At 57.5% G+C, this 19,482-nt stretch carries 15 protein-coding genes; 14 read left to right on the top strand and 1 reads right to left on the bottom strand.

Features of this window, described 5'->3' with window-relative positions; translation table 11 throughout:
- The first annotated feature begins 11 nt into the window (after window positions 1-11).
- The 4 genes from AC57B6_RS38245 (at window position 12) to AC57B6_RS38260 (ending at window position 5,227) form a co-directional block, all read left to right on the top strand.
- Window positions 12-1,898, top strand: a complete 1,887-nt coding sequence (locus AC57B6_RS38245) for a TRAP transporter large permease (protein ID WP_496423300.1) — start codon at window positions 12-14, stop codon at window positions 1,896-1,898.
- Between the two features lie 103 nt (window positions 1,899-2,001).
- Window positions 2,002-2,541 carry a VOC family protein gene (locus tag AC57B6_RS38250; protein WP_491562843.1) on the top strand — a complete coding sequence of 180 codons (540 nt, stop codon included), beginning with the start codon at window positions 2,002-2,004 and terminating at the stop codon, window positions 2,539-2,541.
- Window positions 2,538-3,836, top strand: a complete 1,299-nt coding sequence (locus AC57B6_RS38255) for a ribulose-bisphosphate carboxylase large subunit family protein (protein ID WP_496423301.1) — start codon at window positions 2,538-2,540, stop codon at window positions 3,834-3,836. The genes AC57B6_RS38250 and AC57B6_RS38255 overlap by 4 nt, the downstream gene beginning before the upstream one ends.
- Before the next feature lie 23 nt (window positions 3,837-3,859).
- Window positions 3,860-5,227 (top strand): four-carbon acid sugar kinase family protein, encoded by a 1,368-nt coding sequence (locus AC57B6_RS38260; protein ID WP_496423302.1) that lies wholly within the window; start codon window positions 3,860-3,862, stop codon window positions 5,225-5,227.
- Window positions 5,228-5,252: 25 nt separating this feature from the next.
- On the opposite strand, the gene AC57B6_RS38265 is transcribed toward AC57B6_RS38260, so the two are convergent.
- A complete protein-coding gene (locus tag AC57B6_RS38265) occupies window positions 5,253-5,408 on the bottom strand; it encodes a DUF3309 family protein (protein WP_035519431.1) in 156 nt (51 codons plus the stop codon).
- A gap of 916 nt (window positions 5,409-6,324) precedes the next feature.
- On the opposite strand from AC57B6_RS38265, the gene AC57B6_RS38270 reads away from it, so the two are divergent.
- The 10 genes from AC57B6_RS38270 to AC57B6_RS38315 all read left to right on the top strand — a co-directional run bounded on the left by AC57B6_RS38270 (window position 6,325) and on the right by AC57B6_RS38315 (window position 19,413).
- Window positions 6,325-7,740 carry an undecaprenyl-phosphate glucose phosphotransferase gene (locus AC57B6_RS38270; RefSeq protein WP_444513900.1) on the top strand — a complete coding sequence of 472 codons (1,416 nt, stop codon included), beginning with the start codon at window positions 6,325-6,327 and terminating at the stop codon, window positions 7,738-7,740.
- A gap of 24 nt (window positions 7,741-7,764) precedes the next feature.
- Entirely contained in the window at window positions 7,765-10,161 is a 2,397-nt protein-coding gene (locus tag AC57B6_RS38275) for a YjbH domain-containing protein (protein ID WP_144193755.1), read from the top strand.
- 19 nt (window positions 10,162-10,180) lie between these two features.
- Entirely contained in the window at window positions 10,181-10,921 is a 741-nt protein-coding gene (locus AC57B6_RS38280) for a carboxypeptidase regulatory-like domain-containing protein (protein ID WP_454807056.1), read from the top strand.
- A gap of 462 nt (window positions 10,922-11,383) precedes the next feature.
- Window positions 11,384-12,565, top strand: a complete 1,182-nt coding sequence (locus AC57B6_RS38285) for a polysaccharide biosynthesis/export family protein (RefSeq protein ID WP_496423303.1) — start codon at window positions 11,384-11,386, stop codon at window positions 12,563-12,565.
- 49 nt (window positions 12,566-12,614) lie between these two features.
- Complete coding sequence (locus AC57B6_RS38290) at window positions 12,615-13,064, top strand: low molecular weight protein-tyrosine-phosphatase (RefSeq protein WP_025647772.1); 450 nt, start codon at window positions 12,615-12,617, stop codon at window positions 13,062-13,064.
- Window positions 13,065-13,066: 2 nt separating this feature from the next.
- Window positions 13,067-15,310, top strand: a complete 2,244-nt coding sequence (locus tag AC57B6_RS38295) for a polysaccharide biosynthesis tyrosine autokinase (protein ID WP_496423325.1) — start codon at window positions 13,067-13,069, stop codon at window positions 15,308-15,310.
- Window positions 15,311-15,417: 107 nt separating this feature from the next.
- The gene (locus AC57B6_RS38300) at window positions 15,418-16,671 is read left to right on the top strand and encodes an O-antigen ligase family protein (RefSeq protein ID WP_496423304.1); all 1,254 of its coding nucleotides are present in this window, start codon (window positions 15,418-15,420) and stop codon (window positions 16,669-16,671) included.
- Window positions 16,668-17,873, top strand: coding sequence for a glycosyltransferase family 4 protein (locus AC57B6_RS38305; protein WP_025647776.1), 1,206 nt, complete (start codon window positions 16,668-16,670; stop codon window positions 17,871-17,873). Before AC57B6_RS38300 ends, AC57B6_RS38305 begins: the two co-directional genes overlap by 4 nt.
- Window positions 17,870-18,733 carry a hypothetical protein gene (locus AC57B6_RS38310; protein WP_025647778.1) on the top strand — a complete coding sequence of 288 codons (864 nt, stop codon included), beginning with the start codon at window positions 17,870-17,872 and terminating at the stop codon, window positions 18,731-18,733. The genes AC57B6_RS38305 and AC57B6_RS38310 overlap by 4 nt, the downstream gene beginning before the upstream one ends.
- Window positions 18,730-19,413 carry an oligosaccharide flippase family protein gene (locus AC57B6_RS38315; protein WP_496423305.1) on the top strand — a complete coding sequence of 228 codons (684 nt, stop codon included), beginning with the start codon at window positions 18,730-18,732 and terminating at the stop codon, window positions 19,411-19,413. The genes AC57B6_RS38310 and AC57B6_RS38315 overlap by 4 nt, the downstream gene beginning before the upstream one ends.
- Window positions 19,414-19,482: the final 69 nt, after the last annotated feature.

The following is a 19,482-nucleotide window of genomic DNA, read 5'->3' on the forward strand; positions in this document are numbered from 1 at the left end:
GAGGCATCCGTATGTCGAATCACGCATTGAATCCGGCCGAGGCAGCCGTCGCGTTGCACGCGACGAGCCTGCCGCGCCGCTGGCTGCGAAGCTTCGATCGCGGCTTGATCGCGCTCGTCGAGGTCTGTGCGGCGGCGCTGCTGGCGGTGGAGATCGTCGTGCTGCTGGCGGGCGTGATCTGCCGCTATGCGCTGCACCAGCCGCTGGTGTGGTCGGACGAACTTGCCGGGATTCTGTTCCTGTGGCTCGCCATGCTGGGCGCCGTACTTGCGTTGCGGCGCGGTGAACATATGCGGATGACGGCTTTCGTCAGCCGTCTTTCGGCGCAGCGGCGCGCATTCGTCGATACACTGGCGATCGCTGCGTCGATCGCCTTACTCGCGCTGCTGATCGGACCCGCTTACGACTATGCGTCGGGCGAGGCAGCGATCGTCACACCCGCACTGGAGATCAGCAATGCATGGCGCGCGCTCGCGTTGCCGATTGGCGCCGCGCTCATGCTGACCGTCGGCCTGATTCGTCTTGCTCAGGTGAGTCGCTTGCGCGACGTGCTGATCGTGCTCGCGATTGCCGCGCTATTGGGCGTCGTGGCTGTATTCGCCGGTCCGTGGTTCCAGACGCTCGGTAAGGCCAACCTGGTAATCTTCTTCGTCGGCGTAGTGGCGATCGGTATTTTTTCAGGCGTGCCCATTGGCTTTTCGTTCGCGCTTGCCACGTTCGGCTATCTCGGGCTCTCGACCTTCACGCCGCTCGAGGTCGTAGTGGGTCGTATGGATGAGGGGATGTCTCATCTGGTGTTGCTGGCGGTGCCATTGTTTGTGTTTCTCGGCTTGCTGATCGAAATGACCGGGATGGCGCGCGCGATGATCGAGTTTCTCGCGAGCCTCGTCGGGCACTTGCATGGTGGTTTGTCGTTCGTGCTGATCGGCGCGATGTATCTGGTATCGGGCATTTCCGGTTCGAAAGTCGCGGACATGGCGGCGATCGCGCCGGTGCTGTTTCCGGAAATGAAAAAGCGCGGCGCTTCAGAAGGCGACCTGGTTGCGCTGCTTGCCACCACCGGCGCGCAAAGCGAAACCATTCCGCCGAGCATTGTGCTGATTACAATCGGGTCGGTGACCGGCCTGTCGATCTCCGCGCTTTTCACCGCGGGGATGCTGCCAGCCGCCGTGCTTGCGTTGATTCTGTGCGTGGTGGTGTGGTGGCGCTACCGCAAGGAGGACCTGAGCGGCGCGCAGCGTTTCAGCAAGCGGCAGATCGGGCGTCTGTTTGTTGTCTCGCTGCCGGCGCTCGCGCTGCCGTTCGTGATCAGAATGGCGGTGGTCGAAGGTGTGGCGACAGCGACCGAAGTATCGACCATCGGCATTGCGTATTCGATGGTGATCGGGCTGCTCGTCTACCGGCGGTTCGAGTGGAAGCGCCTTGGCCGCATGCTGGTGGACGCGGCGACCCTGTCCGGTGCGATCCTGTTCATTATCGGTTGCGCGACGGCCATGGCGTGGGCGCTGACGCAATCCGGCTTCTCGCAGGACCTCGCGCAACTGATGGGCTCGATGCCCGGCGGCGCGTATGGCTTTCTCGCCGTGTCGATCGTCGTATTCGTGATGCTCGGCAGTGTGCTCGAAGGTATTCCCGCCATCGTGCTGTTCGGACCGCTGCTGTTCCCGATCGCACGGATCGCGGGGGTCAATGCAGTGCACTACGCGATCGTCGTGATTCTTTCGATGGGTGTGGGTCTGTTCTCGCCGCCGTTCGGAGTCGGTTACTACTCGGCGTGTGCGATCAGCAAGGTCAATCCCGACGCGGGGATTCGTCCGATTGTCGGTTATATGGCGGCTTTGATCGTCGGCCTGATTCTGATCGCGGCGATTCCCTGGCTTTCTATCGGTTTTCTCTAAGGTCTCTTTTAAGTCTCGGTACGGGTTCGACATTCGGGCGCTGCGTTCCCGTTGCGCCGGGGCGCCGCTCGTCTTTCAAAACTGGCAGCATCGGGAGAGTTTCATGAGTCGTTTCTTTGGCGACATCCGTCAGGCGGGTTATGTGGTGCGCGATATCGAGGCCGCGATGGACTACTGGAGCCGCGTACTCGGCGTGGGTCCGTGGTTCTACAACGAACGCGTGCCAATCGAGAATTACACGTACCGTGGGCAAGCGTACGACGTGCATAACTCGGTGGCGCTGGCGAACTCGGGCACGCTGCAGGTCGAGCTGATCCAGACCCGCAACGATGCGCCGTCCATGTATCGCGACTTTCTTGCTGCGGGACACACTGGCTTGCAGCACAACGCTTACTGGACCACTTCATTCGATGCCGATCTTGCGCGTTTGCAGGAGCAAGGCTTCAAAGTCGCGATGAGCGGCGAGGTGGGGCGTAACGGTCGTTTCGTTTACTTCGACACTGAAAATCATCCGGGCACGGTGGTCGAGTTGTCGGAGATCGCGGGGCCCAAGGGCAAACTGTTCGACATGATCTATGCGGCCTCGCGAGATTGGGACGGTCGTGATCCGGTGCGCCGCTTCCCCGATCTGAGCACGCTATGAACACGATATTGCAGGCGCAGACCGTCGCCGACGAGTGCCTCGAAGCCGACTATCTGATCGAGACGCCGCTCGATCCCGCGCGCGTGGCCGACGTGATGGCCGGCGAGCAGTCGAGCGGCACCTTCGTGCGGGTCGCGAATGAATCCGACGCGCTGCGTGCGCGCAGCCGTGCCAGCGTGGTGCGAATCGACGAGCTCGAACCGGCTTCGCAGCCCAGCTTACCGAGCGCATGGCTGGCGCGTCAGGGCACGCCGGGGCCGTGGCGGCGCGCTCGCGTCACGTTGTCGTTTCCGTTGGCCAACATCGGTGTGAATCTGCCGACGCTCGCCGCGACCGTTGCCGGCAATCTGTATGACCTCGGCGAAGTCACCGGCATGCGGCTGTTGTCGCTGCGCTTGCCGGCCTCATATCGTGCGCGCTTTGAATTGCCGCGTCATGGCGTAGCCGGTACGCGGGCGCTGACGCAAGTCGCGGACAGGCCGATGATCGGCACCATCATCAAGCCGAACGTTGGTTTAGGTGCCGAAGAAACCGCGGCGCTGGTGCGCGAGTTGTGCGAAGCGGGTATCGATTTCATCAAGGATGACGAAGTGTGCGCGAATCCCGCGCATGCTCCGCTTGCTGAGCGCGTGCGCGCGGTGATGAAAGCAGTGCGCGACTATCGCGAGCGCAGCGGCCGCCCCGTCATGGTCGCGTTCAATATCACCGACGACCTCGACGCGATGCGCCGTCACGCGGAACTCGTCGAGCAGGAAGGCGGCAGTTGCGTGATGGCCAGCATCAACTGGTGCGGCTTTTCGGCGATCCAGACACTGCGCCGCGCAACGCCGCTCGTGCTGCACGCGCATCGAAACGGTTTCGGCATGATGTCGCGCGATCCGGCGCTCGGCATGTCGTTTCAGGCGTATCAGACGCTCTGGCGATTGACGGGTGTCGATCATATGCACGTGCACGGTCTCGCCGGCAAATTCGCGCAAAGCGACGCCGAGGTGATCGAATCCGCGCGCGATTGTGCTACGCCACTAGCACCTGGCTGCGACGATGCCGTGTTGCCCGCATTCTCGTCAGGACAATGGGCGGGCACCGTGCCGGCGACGTTCGATGCCGTTCATTCCACCGACGTATTGTTCATGTCGGGCGGTGGCGTTCTCGCGCATCCCGACGGTCCTGCGGCTGGCGTCACCAGTGTTCGGCAGGCATGGGAGGCGGCGCAGGCACACACGCCGCTGGAACGTTACGCCGAGCACAGGCCGGAACTGCGGCGTGCGCTGGAGTTCTTCGGCAGCCGGGCATGAGTGACACGCGGGAGGTGAATGGCATGAGCGACGTGAGCCCCGCTTATGGTTTCTACGGCGACGACTTTACGGGCGCGACCGACACGCTCGCTCATCTCGCCCGCGCCGGCTTGCGCACCATGCTGTTCTTCGCTCCGCCCGATGCCCAACGGCTGTCGATGCTGGGCCGGCTCGACGCAGTGGGTATCGCGGGCGCGGCGCGCACCATGCAGCCTCATGCGCAACAGCAGGAGCTGGCACGGGTGGGGGCCGCGTTCGCCGCGCTAGGCGTGCGCGTGATGCACTACAAGGTGTGTTCGACCTTCGACAGTGCGCCGCAGACCGGCAGCATCGGGGTGGCAATCCGCACATTGCGCGAGTACTGTGCGAACTCGCTCGTGGCGGTGGTGGGGGGGCAACCGAGTCTGCGTCGCTATTGTGTATTCGGCGAATTGTTTGCGGCAGGCGGTGAAGACGCTCATCAACAATCGGTCTACAGAATCGACCGTCACCCGACCATGAGCCGTCATCCCGTCACGCCGATGAATGAAGCGGACTTGCGAGTTCATTTGCAACATCAGGGATTGAAGAATGTGCAATCGGTCGATTGGCGTTGTTACGCGCGTGGGGACGCCGCGTTGCAAACCGAACTGGATTGCCTGCTCGAATCGAAGCCAGATGCCGTGCTATTCGACGTACTCGACGACTCGCATTTGCAAGCGATTGGCGGTTTGATCGCCCGTCATGCCGCGATCCACTCGCCACTGCTTGCGGTTGGGGCGAGTAGTGTGGCGCAGGCTTATGCCAGTGCGCTCAATGATGTGGCGGACCGAGGAGAAGTCAGTGCCGTGCCTGCGCCGCTGACACGCGCACGGGGCCCGGTGTTCGTGCTGGCCGGCAGTCTTTCCCCTCTGACGGAAGTGCAGATCGCCGCGGCACAGTCTTATCTGCGCGTGGAACTGGACGCGCAGGAAATGACCGGCAATGCTGCGCCGGATTATCTGGCTGAACGCGTCGCGGCAATCGTCGGGCCGTTGCGCGATGGGCGCAATGTGCTGGCTTTTACGACCCGGCGCGTGGCGCAGCCCACGGCCGACGCTGCACGCAGCGTGATGCCGCAACTCGCCCATGCGAATGCCGCATTGCTGAAAGCGGTGCTTGGCAAGGTGAGACTGCAGCGCATCGGGATCGCAGGTGGGGATACATCGAGCTTCGCCGTTCGCGCGCTCGATGCATGGGGGTTGTCGTATCTTGCTCCCTTGTCGGCGGGCGTCACCGTTTGCCGTTTGCACGCCGAGCGGAGCGAACTCGACGGCATGGAAGTCATGCTCAAGGGCGGTCAAATGGGCGATGCCGATCTGTTCGAGCAACTGCTGAACGGCTATGCCGGCGATGAATCAGCCGACAGCTAGCCGTGCTTAAGCTGCGCAATGCCGGCTATATGACGCCAGTGAGGACCAGCACAATCACGACGATCACCACGAGTCCGAGACCGCCTGTTGGCCCATAACCCCACGCACGGCTATGAGGCCACGTCGGAAGCGCACCGATGAGAAGAAGGATCAGCACGACCAGAAGAATAGTTCCCAACATATTAATTACCTCCGCTTGGATTGACAGGACCTATCTGTCACGACAGCCGTGCGGCCCGCAGTTGAGCGGGCTCGCGAAAGGCAGTATCGCTGCCGTCGGTTCAGCAAGGCATGTGCCCAATAGCGGAGTCGGAGCGCGTATCTGTTTAAAACGAACATCCGCGCCTGCGTGCAACGCCGCTCCGAATCATTGGAAGTGGCGACGCTCCGACCTCTCTCCTGAGTTTTTCTCCTGCCGCACCAAGCACTTCTTTGCCCTGATTTCTTCAGACGTTTGTAGCGTTGCGCGCGCTCCGTTTCTGTTCCTTATCGACGGGGGCCGTTACGGCGGCGTTACGTAACGGCCGCGTTACCGGACACGGTTTAAAGGCCGTTTTGCGTTTTATTTGCCGACTCTGCGACGAGTCGCGTAAGAGAAAAAACGTATGTGAGACAAGGGTTTGCCCCATATATCCAAGCTGATTGTAAAAAATATCTAACGATTGGCATGGTTGCTGCTTTAAAGGTTGCGCGGTGCACAACACAGACAACACAAGCAGTAAGCAGTAGCGAAGTTCGAGTCAACGACTGACCTGGTCGGGGGTTATCAGGTCAGTCTCCTCAACGCACAAACGGTTTGATCTCTGTTTCGGATTTGATCGTGGCGGCGTTTTGCCTGAGTGCCCAGGTTCGACGGGTGCAAGCGGCTGGCTGTACATCCCCCATCGTTGTTCAGGAACGTCCGGTCGTGTCGTTTCGCGCTGGATGGATCAAATCCAGATTGTTTTTGTATTGCGCGCTTCTTCGCGTGCCGGGGCGGTTTTGTTGTCGCGAAGAGCGTGGTGGTTGAAGTACGAGAGACATGGGCTGCTGAAGCGAACACAAGTTGAGCAGCTCCACAAGAACGTTTGGCGCGAGAGACCAGCGCGGGGATAAGTATGGATACGGCGAATTTTGCGCAGCAAAGAAAAACGGTACCGGGGTTGCAAGGCCTGATCGTGCGCTTGTTCGATGTGATGCTCGTCGTCCTGGGGGCGCTGGCTGCGTCGCAAGTGCGATTTGAAGATCTGACGCAAAGCCGTATCGATACCGCGTTCGTTGCGTTTGCCGCGGCCTCTACGCTGGTTCTGTTCCCCACCTTCGGTGTCTACGGATCGTGGCGTGGGCGGGCGATGTTGCGCATGGCCGGTCAGGTGTCAGTGGCGTGGTTCGTCGTTCAGGGCTTTGGCCTTGTGCTGATGTTTTCGCTGCATCGCACGGATTTCATCTCGCGTCTCTGGTTTGCCTACTGGATGGCCATGACGGGCGGTGCGTTGATTGTTTCGCGTCTGCTTGTGCACGCTGTGCTGGCGCGTGTCAGGCACGCGGGGATGAATCTGCGCAGGGTTGCAGTGGTGGGATGTGGGTCGCATTGCCACCAGGTCGTGCGCAATATCGAAGGCTCGAGCGCGAGTGGTTTTCGTGCAGTGGCGGCCTTTGATGTGCGGCCGGTGACGGGAACGATAGGTTCAGGCGTGCCGGTGTACGACGACATCGTCAAGTTCGCCGCCTACGTGAGATCTCACGACGTGAGCGAGTTGTGGCTGGCATTGCCGCTCTCCGAGGAACGCACGATCTCGCGCTTTGTCGCCGAGTTTCGCGACGATCTCGTGAACGTGCGTTTTGTGCCTGATATGCGCAGCGTTGCGCTGTTCGATAGCGGCATGATCGATTTGATCGGTATGCCTGCGATTAACCTGGTTGCGTCGCCGGTGCCGGCTCGCGCGTTGGTGAAGAAAGAGGTTTTTGATCGGGCGTTTGCGGCTTGTGCGCTGATTGCGCTTGCACCAGTGCTGGTGGCGATTGCGGTTGCCATCAAGTTCTCTTCGCGAGGGCCCGTTTTTTTCACGCAGAAGCGCAAGGGCGCGGATGGCCGCATCTTCAAGATCTACAAGTTCCGCTCAATGCGTCCTCATGCCGTTGAAACAGGCGTGCTGAAACAGGCGACGCGCGGCGATCCACGTATTACGCGAGTCGGTGCGTTTCTCAGGCGAACCAGTCTGGATGAGTTGCCGCAATTCTTCAATGTGCTGCGGGGCGATATGTCCGTGGTGGGGCCGCGGCCGCATGCGATCGAGCACGACGAGCTTTATCAGAAAGTCGTGAACGGCTATATCCATCGGTACCGAATCAAGCCAGGTATTACGGGGTGGGCGCAGATCAACGGATTCAGAGGGGAGACAGATCAGATCGAGAAGATGCAAGGGCGTGTCGAACATGATCTGTATTACCTTCGCAATTGGTCGTTCGGGCTCGACATGCGGATTGTCGCGGCGACGATAGCGAAAGGGCTGATCCATAGCAACGCGTATTGACACTTACGCACAATAAGAAAACACATGGCCACGAGACTACGCGGACAACTAGTCGTATTGGCGCCGACAGCCGTTGCAGTCGCTTCCTTTCTGGCATTTTCGGTATCGGTACAAGCGGCCGAGCCGGCGTTGAATGCGCTGGGCCAGGCCGGTGGCCTGGTGATTCCCTATGCATTTGCTTTGCCCGAAGGTACGGGAGAAGTTCAGTACAACAACTACATCGACCCACGGTACGGAAAACAGGCGACCGGCTCAGAAGTCTATTGGGGCGCTTTCGGACTGCTGCCTTACGTTGAAGTTGCGGGCGGGCTGGCCAACTATCCGACGGTCAAGTCGGTTCAGTTCACCGGCGAGGAGCATTTCGTATTTCGGCATCTGATGGCCAACGTCAAGGTCGAAGTACCGAAGTTCTTCAAGTATCAGCCGAGCATTGCGTTCGGTGTGACGGACATTGGTGGTCAGACACATTTCTTCCGTTCGAAGTACGGCGTGGTGTCGCAAGCGTTCGGACCGGTGACGTTGACGGCCGGTTACGGCCGGGGCGATCGACTTGACGGTTTGTTTGGCGGCGCGCAGGTCTCGCTGTGGAACACGGGGCTGTCGCTGCTCGCGGAAGATGATTCGAAGACACCTTATGCCGGTGTACGTTATCAATCGCCACGAATTAGCTGGCTTGCCGATGCGAACGTGATCGGCACGTTCATGCGCTCGATTCGTTCGACCGATGGCGTGGCGCCGCGCACTTCGTTCTCGGTGGGCATTCAGATTCCGCTGGGCAAGCGCTTTAGCGGTGCGCGTTGTGCAGAGGGCTTGTGCGACGGGCCGCAAGTACCCGCAGCCCAAGCCGCGGATGCCGACGATGACAGCGCCATCCGCCTCGCCAGCCTGCAACCGGTGGATCCACGCGCTGCCAACGCTGGGCACAGTGCACTGGCCGCCGCGCCGATCACGTATGTGCCGCCTTTGCAGTCGTATGCGTCCGTGATGCTGAGTGATGTGACAGCGGGTAAATCGTCCGACACGCCGTCTGCCGCCATTCCGGAAGCGCTGGATACCTCCGCGCTCGATGAGATCGCCGCGCAACTGTTCGCTGCCGGACTCGAACGTGTGCGTGTCGGGGTCAGCGGTCGTGATCTGGTGGTCGAGTACGAGAACCATCGCTACAACCAGAACGAAGCCGATGCGCTCGGTGTCGCGCTCGGTGTCGCAAGTGTGAATGCACCCCATGGCACCGCCAGGATTCACGTGGTCATCAAGAAGGCCAATGAACCAATAGGCGAAGTCATTGTGGACCGCGACGCATTTGCGCAGTTCATTGCGGGCGGCGCGCCGACAGCCGCGGGTGCTTCATTGACGATGCGTACGCGTCCAACCTACGACGCGGATTCGATCGCATGGCATGGCAACGAACACACGCATGGGTTGACGCGGATTCAGATCGAACCGGTTGTCAGTTACCTGTACGGCACCGAGTACGGTGTCTTCGATGTTTCGCTGGGCGCCAACATTGAAGGATTCGTGCCGCTTTGGCGGGGTGCGGAGTTGTACGCGAGCTATATCGCGCCGCTCTACAACACCAAAAACATGGACGAGGGCCGGGTGTTCAGCGATTACCGCTTGCGCGGTGGCCTGAATGCGGTCGCCTTGGCGCAAAGCTTCTGGATCATGCCGCAAGTATTCAACGTGGCATCGATCGGGAAGTTCGACTACTCGTACGTCGGTGTACAGAACGAAACCACGGTATTCGTGCCGGGACGACCCGATCTGATTCGCTTGCGGCTCGCCTATTTGCACCATGAACCGGGGCATGACGCATTACCGAGCGAGAAGAATGCCGAGCTGACTTACCGCTGGGTTCAGCCGTCCTGGAAGCTGTGGATCGAAGCCGGGGTCGCGCGTTTTGTTGGCGGAGACAAGGGACCGGTTGCGACACTGACGCGCTGGTTCGACGACGTATCCGTGAGTGTGCATGGCGAGCATAGCGGCCAAGGCACCTTTGTGGGGGCAGCAGTCAGCTTCCCATTGACGTTGCGCCAGGGCATGAAACCGGGGATCAGCCAGGTGTATGGCTCGGAGCAGTTCGGACTCGATTTCCGCACGCGGGTGGGCTCGACGAATTACCTGTCAGCCAATGCGGCGGAGAACATGAGTTTCCCGTATAGCACACAGCAGTATTTGTTGAATCAGGGCCGCTTTAGCGGCGAGTACTTCTCGACTCAGCTTTACCGGATGCGTGATGCGTATCTGCGTTATGGGCGGCCGGCGAGTGACGGTACTGACGGCACCGACCGCACGAAACAGAAACCGCAAGTGAGTGTGCCTGCCGTATCGACGGGCGCCGTGCTTTCACGGGGCATCTGCGGAAACGGCTTGCAGGGTGTAGGCGATGGACGGGTTTTGGCACCGGTCAATTGTGAATGACTTTCTTTGGAGATAGGCGATGAAGCTTCTAAACGGCGCCACGCTGCGCTCGCTGCAGTTCGGATCGATCGTGCTTGCCACCAGCGCTCTGGTCGCATGTGGTGGTGGAACCAGCACCGGCAGTTCGCCGGTTGGGACGGTAAACGGCACGGCCGCTGTTGGCGCGGCACTCGCTAACGCAAGTATCACGCTGGCCTGCAAGAACGGTTCGGGCAGTGCAACGGCAAATTCGAACGGCGCTTATACGGCGACCTTCGCGTTTGACGGTCCTTGTGCGATTACCGCGACCGGCGGTGCGATCACGATTCACTCGTTTGCTGCCGGTGCGGGTACTTTCAATGTGACGCCGCTGACAGAACTGTTGCTGGACTACCTGGCGGGGCAATTGGGTACGACTGTGAGCGGCCTGCTAGCGGGGATTTCTTCTAACTCTTCGTATCAGAGCGCGCTGTCAAACAGTACGGTGATTGCGAATGCTCAGGCGGCGGTGGCGACGCTGATCAAGAACACGTATGGAATCACGCTTTCTTCCTCGTCGTTCCTGACGGTTTCGTTTACGCCTGGCGCTCCGGGCGCGGATGCGGATCTCGACACCTTGTTGAAGGCAGGCGCGATTACCAGCAACGGTCAACCGGCGGCGTCGCTCTCGAGCGCCGCAACGGCAGCGGGCGCAGCAGCACCGATTTCCGGCGGAAGCGGCAGCAATGGATCGACCGGCGGTACCGGCGGCACCGGCGGGACCGGCACAACGACTAAATGAGTGCGTGCGTTAGTGCTTGAGAGGCAGGACATTCGATCATCTTTACGCGTTACGGCAGGACGTTACGTAACGCAGGTCGGGGTCCTCCTTCCTGCCGACTCAAATTGGACGCGAGACAGGAAGAGGACCCGCTTATATCGGCACTTATCCAACTAAACGTTCTCGGAAGCGATCGGGAAAGCGGCTGAACTGTTTGGCACGGTTAATGCTCGATAAAGGCGGTCGTCCAGGACGCATCGCAGCGGTAGCGGAAATCATGATCGATGGTCGTTGCGAGCACAACAGAATTGACAGACAACGTTTTCCGATTGAATCGGCTAGTTGGGAAACGGCAGTTCATTGAGGTGAAGGATAGTTGACCCGCGAGATCTGTCTTTCTCGATCGTCGCCATGTAGTACGGCGTGAGCCTCATCCGAAAAATAAATTGTCCCGCGAGTGCGGGATACACGGGGAAACATCGTATGTCCAAGCGTTCCATATGCTTTGCGCAAAGCCCAAAAGGATTCCAACGACTATTCGTGCGTCTCGGCCTGATAGTCCTGCCGGCCTTCACCATGTTGTCCGCGTGTACTGTCGCTCCCGGGATGAAGATGTCCACGCCGGCCGTGGTCGCAGTCAAAGACGGTAGCGACACTCAAACACCGACTACCGATCTCAAGATTCCGATTACCGACATCGATCTTTCGACGATCCAGGCGGCGCGCGAAACAGAAGATAAGCCGGCGTTTTTACGGTTGGAAAACGCAAGTGCTACGACCGATCTTTATACGGTTGGCCGTGGGGACGTGCTTCAAATCACCGTATGGGACCACCCTGAGCTAGCGCTTGCGCAGGGAGCGCAGCCACCGGCCACGACGCAAAAGGCGGCAGATCCCGGGTCCGGCTTCGTTGTGGATCAGTCGGGCAATCTGCAATTTCCGTTTGCGGGTCGTCTGCGTGTCGAGGGGCTGGCGCCGCAGGAGATTCAGTCAAAGCTGACTGCCGAGTTGGCCAAGACGTTCAACGATCCGCAGGTAACGGTGCGTGTGTCCTCGTATCGTTCGAAACAGGTGTACATAGACGGCGAGGTCCGGGCACCGGGTGTTCAGGTTCTGAATGACGTACCAATGAACCTGTACGAAGCGATTAACCGCGCTGGAGGATTTAGCCCCACCGCAGATCAAAGCCGGCTAATGCTCGTTCGAAACGGGGAGTCGTTTCGTATTAACTTGCCGAAGATCCTTCAGGAAGGATACAACCCCGCGAGGCTCGTGCTTCGTCAAGGAGACCTGCTGCGCGTTCTGTCACGCGAGGATAGCGGCGTATTTGTCATGGGCGAAGTTAACAAGCCGACAGTTGCCGTGCCCTTGCGCGACGGCAGGCTGACATTGAGCGACGCCCTGGCGCAGGCGGGTAGTCTGAACACATCGAGTTCCGACCCGTCGCAGGTCTACGTCATCCGTGGATCCGCCGAGAAGAACTTCAAGGTGTTTCACCTCGACGCGAAATCGCCGGTATCCATGCTTCTCGCCAATCAGTTCAACCTGCAGACCAATGACGTTGTCTACGTCGACGGCAATGGATTGGTGCGGTTTAGCCGTGTTCTGAGCTTGCTCATTCCGGCCATCAATGCAGGTCTGACGGCGGCGATCGCGACTAAATAGTCGTGTCAATACGAAGTTTGCAAAACCTAACGAAATGCTTCAGGCAAAAATGAGCACATCAGTACTTGTCCTTTGCGATGGAAACCTGTGCCGTAGCCCAATGGCCGCTGGAATTCTTGCGCACCGCCTGCCGGAGCTGAGTGTCGCGTCAGCCGGCATTGGGGCGGTAGTAGGCCATCGCGCCGACCCTCTTGCGCGAGAGCTTCTAATTGAGCGGGGCATCGACATCGATGGACATATCGCTCGTCAGGTAACCCTGAGCATGGTCACGGATGCAACGGTGATATTCGTAATGACCGACGTCCAGAAGCGATTCTTTGAGTCTCGTTACCCCTTCTCCACGGGACGGGTTTTTCGGCTTGGACACCATCGCGGGATTGATGTGATCGACCCGTATCGTAAAGACCGTTCAGTTTTCGAACACGTCTTGTCTACTATCGACACTGCGCTTGACGACTGGTATGTGGCGCTGCGCGAAATGAACGCAACGGTAATGTGAAAATGACAAATTTAAAAGACATTCGGCTCCTCGAGGAAAAAACAGACGATGATCTGAGCATCGGCGAATATATCGCTGTGCTTCAGAACAACAGGAAGTTGATCTTGATTGTCACGCTTGTTGTAACCGTGCTGAGCGTGGCGTACGCGATCATTGCGAAGCCTGTCTACCGCGCAAACATGATCGTTCAGGTTGAGGATTCCGATACCTCCGCCGCGCTATTAGGAGACCTGGCACCTCTGCTTGGTGCCAAGTCGGAAACGACGGCGGAAATCGAGATCCTTAGATCGCGGCTCGTACTTGGACAGACGGTTTCAAAACTGAAGCTGTACATCTCGGCAAAGCCGAAGTACTTCCCGGTCGTCGGTCGCTGGTTTGCGCGCCGCGCTGAAGATCACGAGCTGGCAAATTTGCCGGAGGGTTCTCTGGCCAAACCGCTACTCGGCCTCGAAAGCTTCGCGTGGGGTGGCGAAAAAGTAAAGGTAGAGCGCTTCGACGTTCCGAAAACCTATGTGGAAAGTAAATTCACTCTGGTTTCAGACGGGGGCGGAAAATACCATCTGCTGGACAACGATAACGATGTCGTGCTGAATGGCGTAGTGGGTCAGGAAGCCCACGGTCGGGTCGATGATGGTCCGGTTACGTCTCTGGTGAGTGAGCTCAATGCCCGCCCGAACACGAAGTTCAATCTCTTGCGCTATTCGGAATCAGAGCGTGTCGAGGATCTCCAGGACAAGCTGGTGATTGCGGAGCAGGGCAAGCAGTCTGGGATTCTTGAGACTACTCTCGACGGCACCGATGCTGAAGAGACCAAGGACACGCTAAACGCGATTGCCGACGAGTACGTCTATCAAAACGTTCAACTGAATACCGCCGAGACCGAGAAGACGCTGGTCTTTCTGGATCAGCAACTTCCTGCACTGAAGAAGGAACTGGAGTCGTCAGAAGAGCGATATAACAATTTTCGGAACCGCAGCGGGACAGTTAGCTTGAGCGAAGAGGCCAAGCTCGTTCTGCAACAATCGGTGGATGCCAACTCTACGCTGCTTGAGTTGAAGCAGAAGCGCGTGGAGCTCTTGCAGCGCTTCAATCCCGCAAGTCATAACGTCGCGACGATCGACAGCCAGATTAGCGCGGCGCAGGATCAGGTCGGAGCTCTGGCGCGCCGCATCACAGCGCTGCCTGATCTTGAGCAGTCCGCTTTGCGACTCATGCGCGATGTTACTGTCAATACCGACCTGTACACGGGTTTGCTGAATAGCGCGCAGCAACTCAAAGTTCTTAAGGCAGGAAAAGTCGGCAACGTGCGGATCGTGGACCGTGCCGTCCAGCCGGATAAACCTGTCAAACCGAAGAGGCCACTGGTCGTTGCACTGGGCGTTGTCCTGGGTTTGATTCTGGGTACCGTTGCCGCATTTATCAACCGGGCTATTGTGCGCGGCGTAGAGGATGGCGATGTGATTGAGCGTGCAACGGGCGTGAGCATCTTCGCGGCAATCCCGCAAAGCGAGCAACAGTCGGCGTTGGAACACTCCATGCGAAAAGGCGAAGAGGGAATATTCGCTCTCGCCAAAGTTCGGCCGGACGATCCAACCATTGAGAGCGTCCGCAGTCTTCGGACCTCGTTGCAGTTCGCCATGCTCAATAGCACGAACAATATTGTGGTGGTTACCGGCCCAAGCCCGGGCGTAGGAAAGTCATTCATTGCCTCTAACCTGGCGGCAGTACTGGCTACAACAGGCAAGCGCGTTCTGTTGATCGACGCGGACATGCGCCGAGGCCACTTGCACCAGTTCTTCGGCACGCCCCGGGAGAATGGGTTGTCGGAGTTGATCCTGGGCACCCATACGGTGGAACAGACGACCCGGCGGCAGGTACTGGAGAACCTCGACTTGATAACAACGGGGACCGTTCCGCCGAATCCAGCCGAATTGCTTCTCGCTGACCGTTTTGCCAAGCTGCTTCATCAATTGGCTGCGTCGTACGACATTGTCCTCGTCGACACGCCACCCGTGCTTGCGGTGACGGACGCAGCAATTGTGGCGAAACTGGCGGGCACGACGCTCCTCGCGCTACGTCACGGACAGCACCCGCTGCCGGAAATTGCCGAAGCGGTAAGACGGCTGCGGCAAGGAGGCGCTGTGCTGAAGGGGGCTATCTTCAACGGCATTCCCCGCAGGGTTATTGGCTACGGCCGATATTACGGCGGGTACTACACGTACCAGTACGGCCGCATCAAGAAGTAGTGGCGGCGAGCAGGACGTGTGTAAGCGGCGAAGGCCACGAATGCGTGGATTTTCGAAATCGGATCGAATTTTGCCGGGAAACGGTAGCGTGGCCCTAGAGATAAAACATGCTTAAGAAAATGGTTGGATTCTTGGCATTTGCGATGGCGATTCTGTCATTCGGCGCATACATCGGCTTGATCAAGGATGGCGGGGCGCGCGACCAGGGCCTGGACAATGCCATTCCCTATAACGGTCCTCTGAATGCGTTGCCCATTGTCTGGGGCGGCGTGACGTTGGCGGTCGTATTTTTTGTGTGGATTGTCTGCAGGTTCAAAATCCGGCCGCATTGGGCCTTGCTGGGTCTCGGCACGCTATCGATCTGCTCCGCGTTGTGGGCCGAGGTGCCCAAGGCATCTTTGGGTGCGGCTTTGCTGTTGATTGCAGCGTATCTGCTGGTCGCTACACATATTAAGTTGGCTGGCTGGGACGGGACGATCCGCGCGGCGATAAAAGGATTTCTTATATTCGAGTTGTCGAGTTTTATATACATATTCCTGATTCCTCACTATGGGGTGGCAGTTGGTGAACACCTGGGGAAATGGCAAGGTATTTTTACTCATAAAAATTCTCTCGGATCGTTCGCGGCGCTCGCATTCTCGATTTCATTCTGGTACTGGTTGATCTCGAAGAACAAGTTTGCTGCCCTGAGTGCAGTTCTTGCCGCCATATTGACTATTGGAAGTCAGTCGACGACCGCGATCGGTATTGTGGTCGTGCTGTTCCTGTTCAATTCGGCGTGCACTTTCAGCTTTATAAGAAAATTCATTTATCGCTATCGTCTTTTGATCCTGCTGGGTTTGTTGTTGCTCAGTGCTTTGGCGGTCTATGCCGCCATCGCCCTGGGGATGGATTCGCCCGATGAAAAATATGCAACCTTTTCAAACCGGAATGTCATCTGGCTCTACATCTTCGCGAAAGTTGCCGCGTCGCCGATCTGGGGCTACGGACTCGATCAGCTGAGCGTGGCGAATAGCCTTGATGGTTCGGACTTTACGTCGCAGGTCGGATTTCTGGTGGCCTCCGCGCATAACGGATTCATCGAGACGCTTTACTCGTTGGGGTTGTGCGGAGAGGTGATTGTCTTCCTGTTGATCACTGTATTTGTCAAGAATCTTAAAAATAACCAGACATTCACTCTGTTTTTTGGGTACATGTTTATTTTCATTCTCGAAAATACCTTCGAGTCGAGAATGGTCAGCTTCAATTCTCATTTCATTGTCTTTCTATATTTGTTCGAGATATCCGCGGCGATGAATGGGGAGGTTGTTCGGCGATCGCTAACGAAAACAAGCGCACCGGCTTACCTGAGAGCATCATGAAAATCGCCATGGCTGGCCAGAACTACTTCGTACGAGGTGGCTCTGACAAGGTTCTTATAGAAACAGAGAAAATGCTTCGTGCCTACGGCCACGAAGTTGCACCTTTTTGCGGTGCGGATAAGGAGAACCAGGCAAGCGAATGGCTGGAATTTTTCCCGAAAAAGGAAGTATCAATTTCGTCACCGCGCCTGAGCGATGTTGTTCGTTACGTGTACAACTTCGATGCGAAGAAAGCCGTTCGGAGATTTATCAGGGAATTCGGTCCTGATGTATTTCATTGCCATATTTACTATGGGAAGCTCTCGGCTTCTATTTTGGCTGAGGTGAAAAGTCACGCAATACCGCTGGTGCAGACAATTCACGAGTACAAGCTCGTATGTCCAACGTATCAACTCAGCTCCAACGGTTCTGTCTGCGAGAAGTGTACGAATTTCAAGTTTCACAACGTCCTCACACATCGCTGCAACAAGGGGTCCGTAATGCGATCGGCCGCGTCTATGGTCGAGAGTTACGTTAGCTATATGTTTGGGTCCGTTGAGAAGATAGACAGATTTATAGCCGTTAGCGATTTTCAACGGAACAAGGTCATAAGTATGGGTGTTCCGGAGCACAAGGTCTCCACCATACATAATTTTGTGGATATTGACGAAATAGTTCCTGAGTACCACGTGGGCCGTTATTTCATATATTTCGGGCGCGTAGAGAAAGAGAAGGGAATCTGGGTGCTCCTTGCGGCCTTCAAGAAGATAAAAAACGTCAACCTGTTGATTGTGGGTGTCGGCGGTGCCTATGAAGATGCCAGGGAATATTGCCGGAAGAACGCTATGTCGAACGTGACGTTCTTCGGATTTGCCACTCGAGATCAGTTGGGCGGCTTGGTCAGAGGAGCGACGGCAAGCATCGTTCCATCAGTCTGGTACGAGACCTTCGGACTGTCGGCTGCTGAGTCGCTGGCATATGGGAAACCGGTGATTGCTGCCGACATCGGGGGCCTGCCCGAAGTATTGAGTGCCGGGGACGACTCGACGCTTGTCGAAGCCGGCAACGTTGACGCGCTCATTACCGCAGTCGAAGAAATGGCATATGGAAAGCTCGATCTGGAAAAAATGGGGCGTGTGGGCAGGAAGAATGTCGAAAGTAAATTTAGCAGACCCGCGCATTACGAGAAGTTGTCTGCACTGTATCGCTCGGTAATGTCATGAAAGTCAGATTGCGAACCGTTAAGCAGGACGTCAAGCTGGCTTTCGCTGTGGTGAGAGCCCTGGTAGATCATTTGACGACCGAAATAACGTGGATTCTCTGCCGTGCAACGCGCCAAACGGCGCAACTCGACCGGCGAGTTATCGTCAGCCTCACCTCATATCCACCGAGGTTCCGGACCTTGCATTTAACGCTCAAGACGATTCTCTTGCAAAGCGTGCGACCGGCCGCGGTAGTACTTTGGATAGCCGAAGAGGATTCGAAGCATTTGCCGGCCAATGTACTGGCGCTGCAGAGCTGGGGGCTGGAGATTCACTTCTGCGAAAACTTACGGTCATACAAGAAACTGGTGCCCGCTCTGTCCGCCTATAAAGGCATGGCCGTGGTTACGGCCGATGACGACGTCGTCTATTGGAGAACGTGGCTCGCCGACCTGCTTGAGCAATACAACGAGAGCTCGCCGGAAATTCTTTGTCACCGGATGCATGTCGTTAAAACCAACTCGGATGGGCTGCCCGATGCATACAGAACGTGGCATTGGTGCTCGGAGTCTTTGCAAAAAAATCCATTGAATTTTGCTACGGGAGTGGGCGGCGTTCTTTATCCACCCAACGTCTTCGACGGCGAAGCAACAAACGTGGACAGAATGAAAAGCCTTTGCCCGCAAGCTGACGACGTCTGGTTTTACTGGATGGCGAGAGCCAGGGGCATTCTGGTCAGAAAAGTCCCGTCAAGTGGAACCGTCAAATTCTGGCTCGGCTCCCAGGAGGTCGCACTGTGGAAGTCAAACCTCGGAAGCGACGAGAACGACGTGCAGATAGCGGCAATGATTAAGGAATATGGATTTATGGGCGGCCCATGACACTTATTAACAACACGAAATGGGTTGCCGTTTCCCAATTTTCTCGCGTGGGATTGCAGCTACTGGGCATGCTGTTTCTGGCGAGGCTTCTTGGGCCCGCGGATTACGGCGTAATGGCGATGGCGATGATCGTCGTCAATCTCGCGAATCTTCTGCGAGACCTGGGAACCTCGGCGGCTGTTGTTCAGAGAGATGAACTGGATGAGAACGCAAAAGCCACGGTCTTCTGGCTGAATTTCGGAGTCGGGCTGACACTTTCAGCACTGGTCGCGGGTTTGGCTACCCTGATCGGATACATCTTTGTGTCGCCCAATCTTCCGAAGGTGTTGTGGTTGCTCGCTCTCGGCTTCCCGATCACCGCTAGCTCCGCTGTCCATCAGGCTTTGCTTGAGCGTCAATCGCAGTTCAAGTTGCTTGCAAGGGTGGAAATTCTATCTTCGGGAATGGGCCTCTCTGTGGCTATTCTGCTGGCTCACTTTGGGTTCGGCGTGTTTTGCCTGCCGGCGCAGATACTCACTGCGGCTGCGCTGTCGTCGACGCAACTCTGGATGTTGAGCCGGTGGCGCCCGGTGAGGAAATTCAATGTCGAATCCTTTAAATCCTTGTTCTCGTATAGCGGAAATTTAACGGCTCTTTCAAAAATGGAGTGGGTAATGCGGCTCACGACGCATGCGGATTGAGTGCTGAGAAGTCGAGCTTTCCGGCGATGAGGAACAGCACGGTGCGCATGGTCTTGAAGCTGGCGTACC

It is taken from the genome of Paraburkholderia sp. BGA-UO-ETr-F12, from assembly GCF_059567945.1.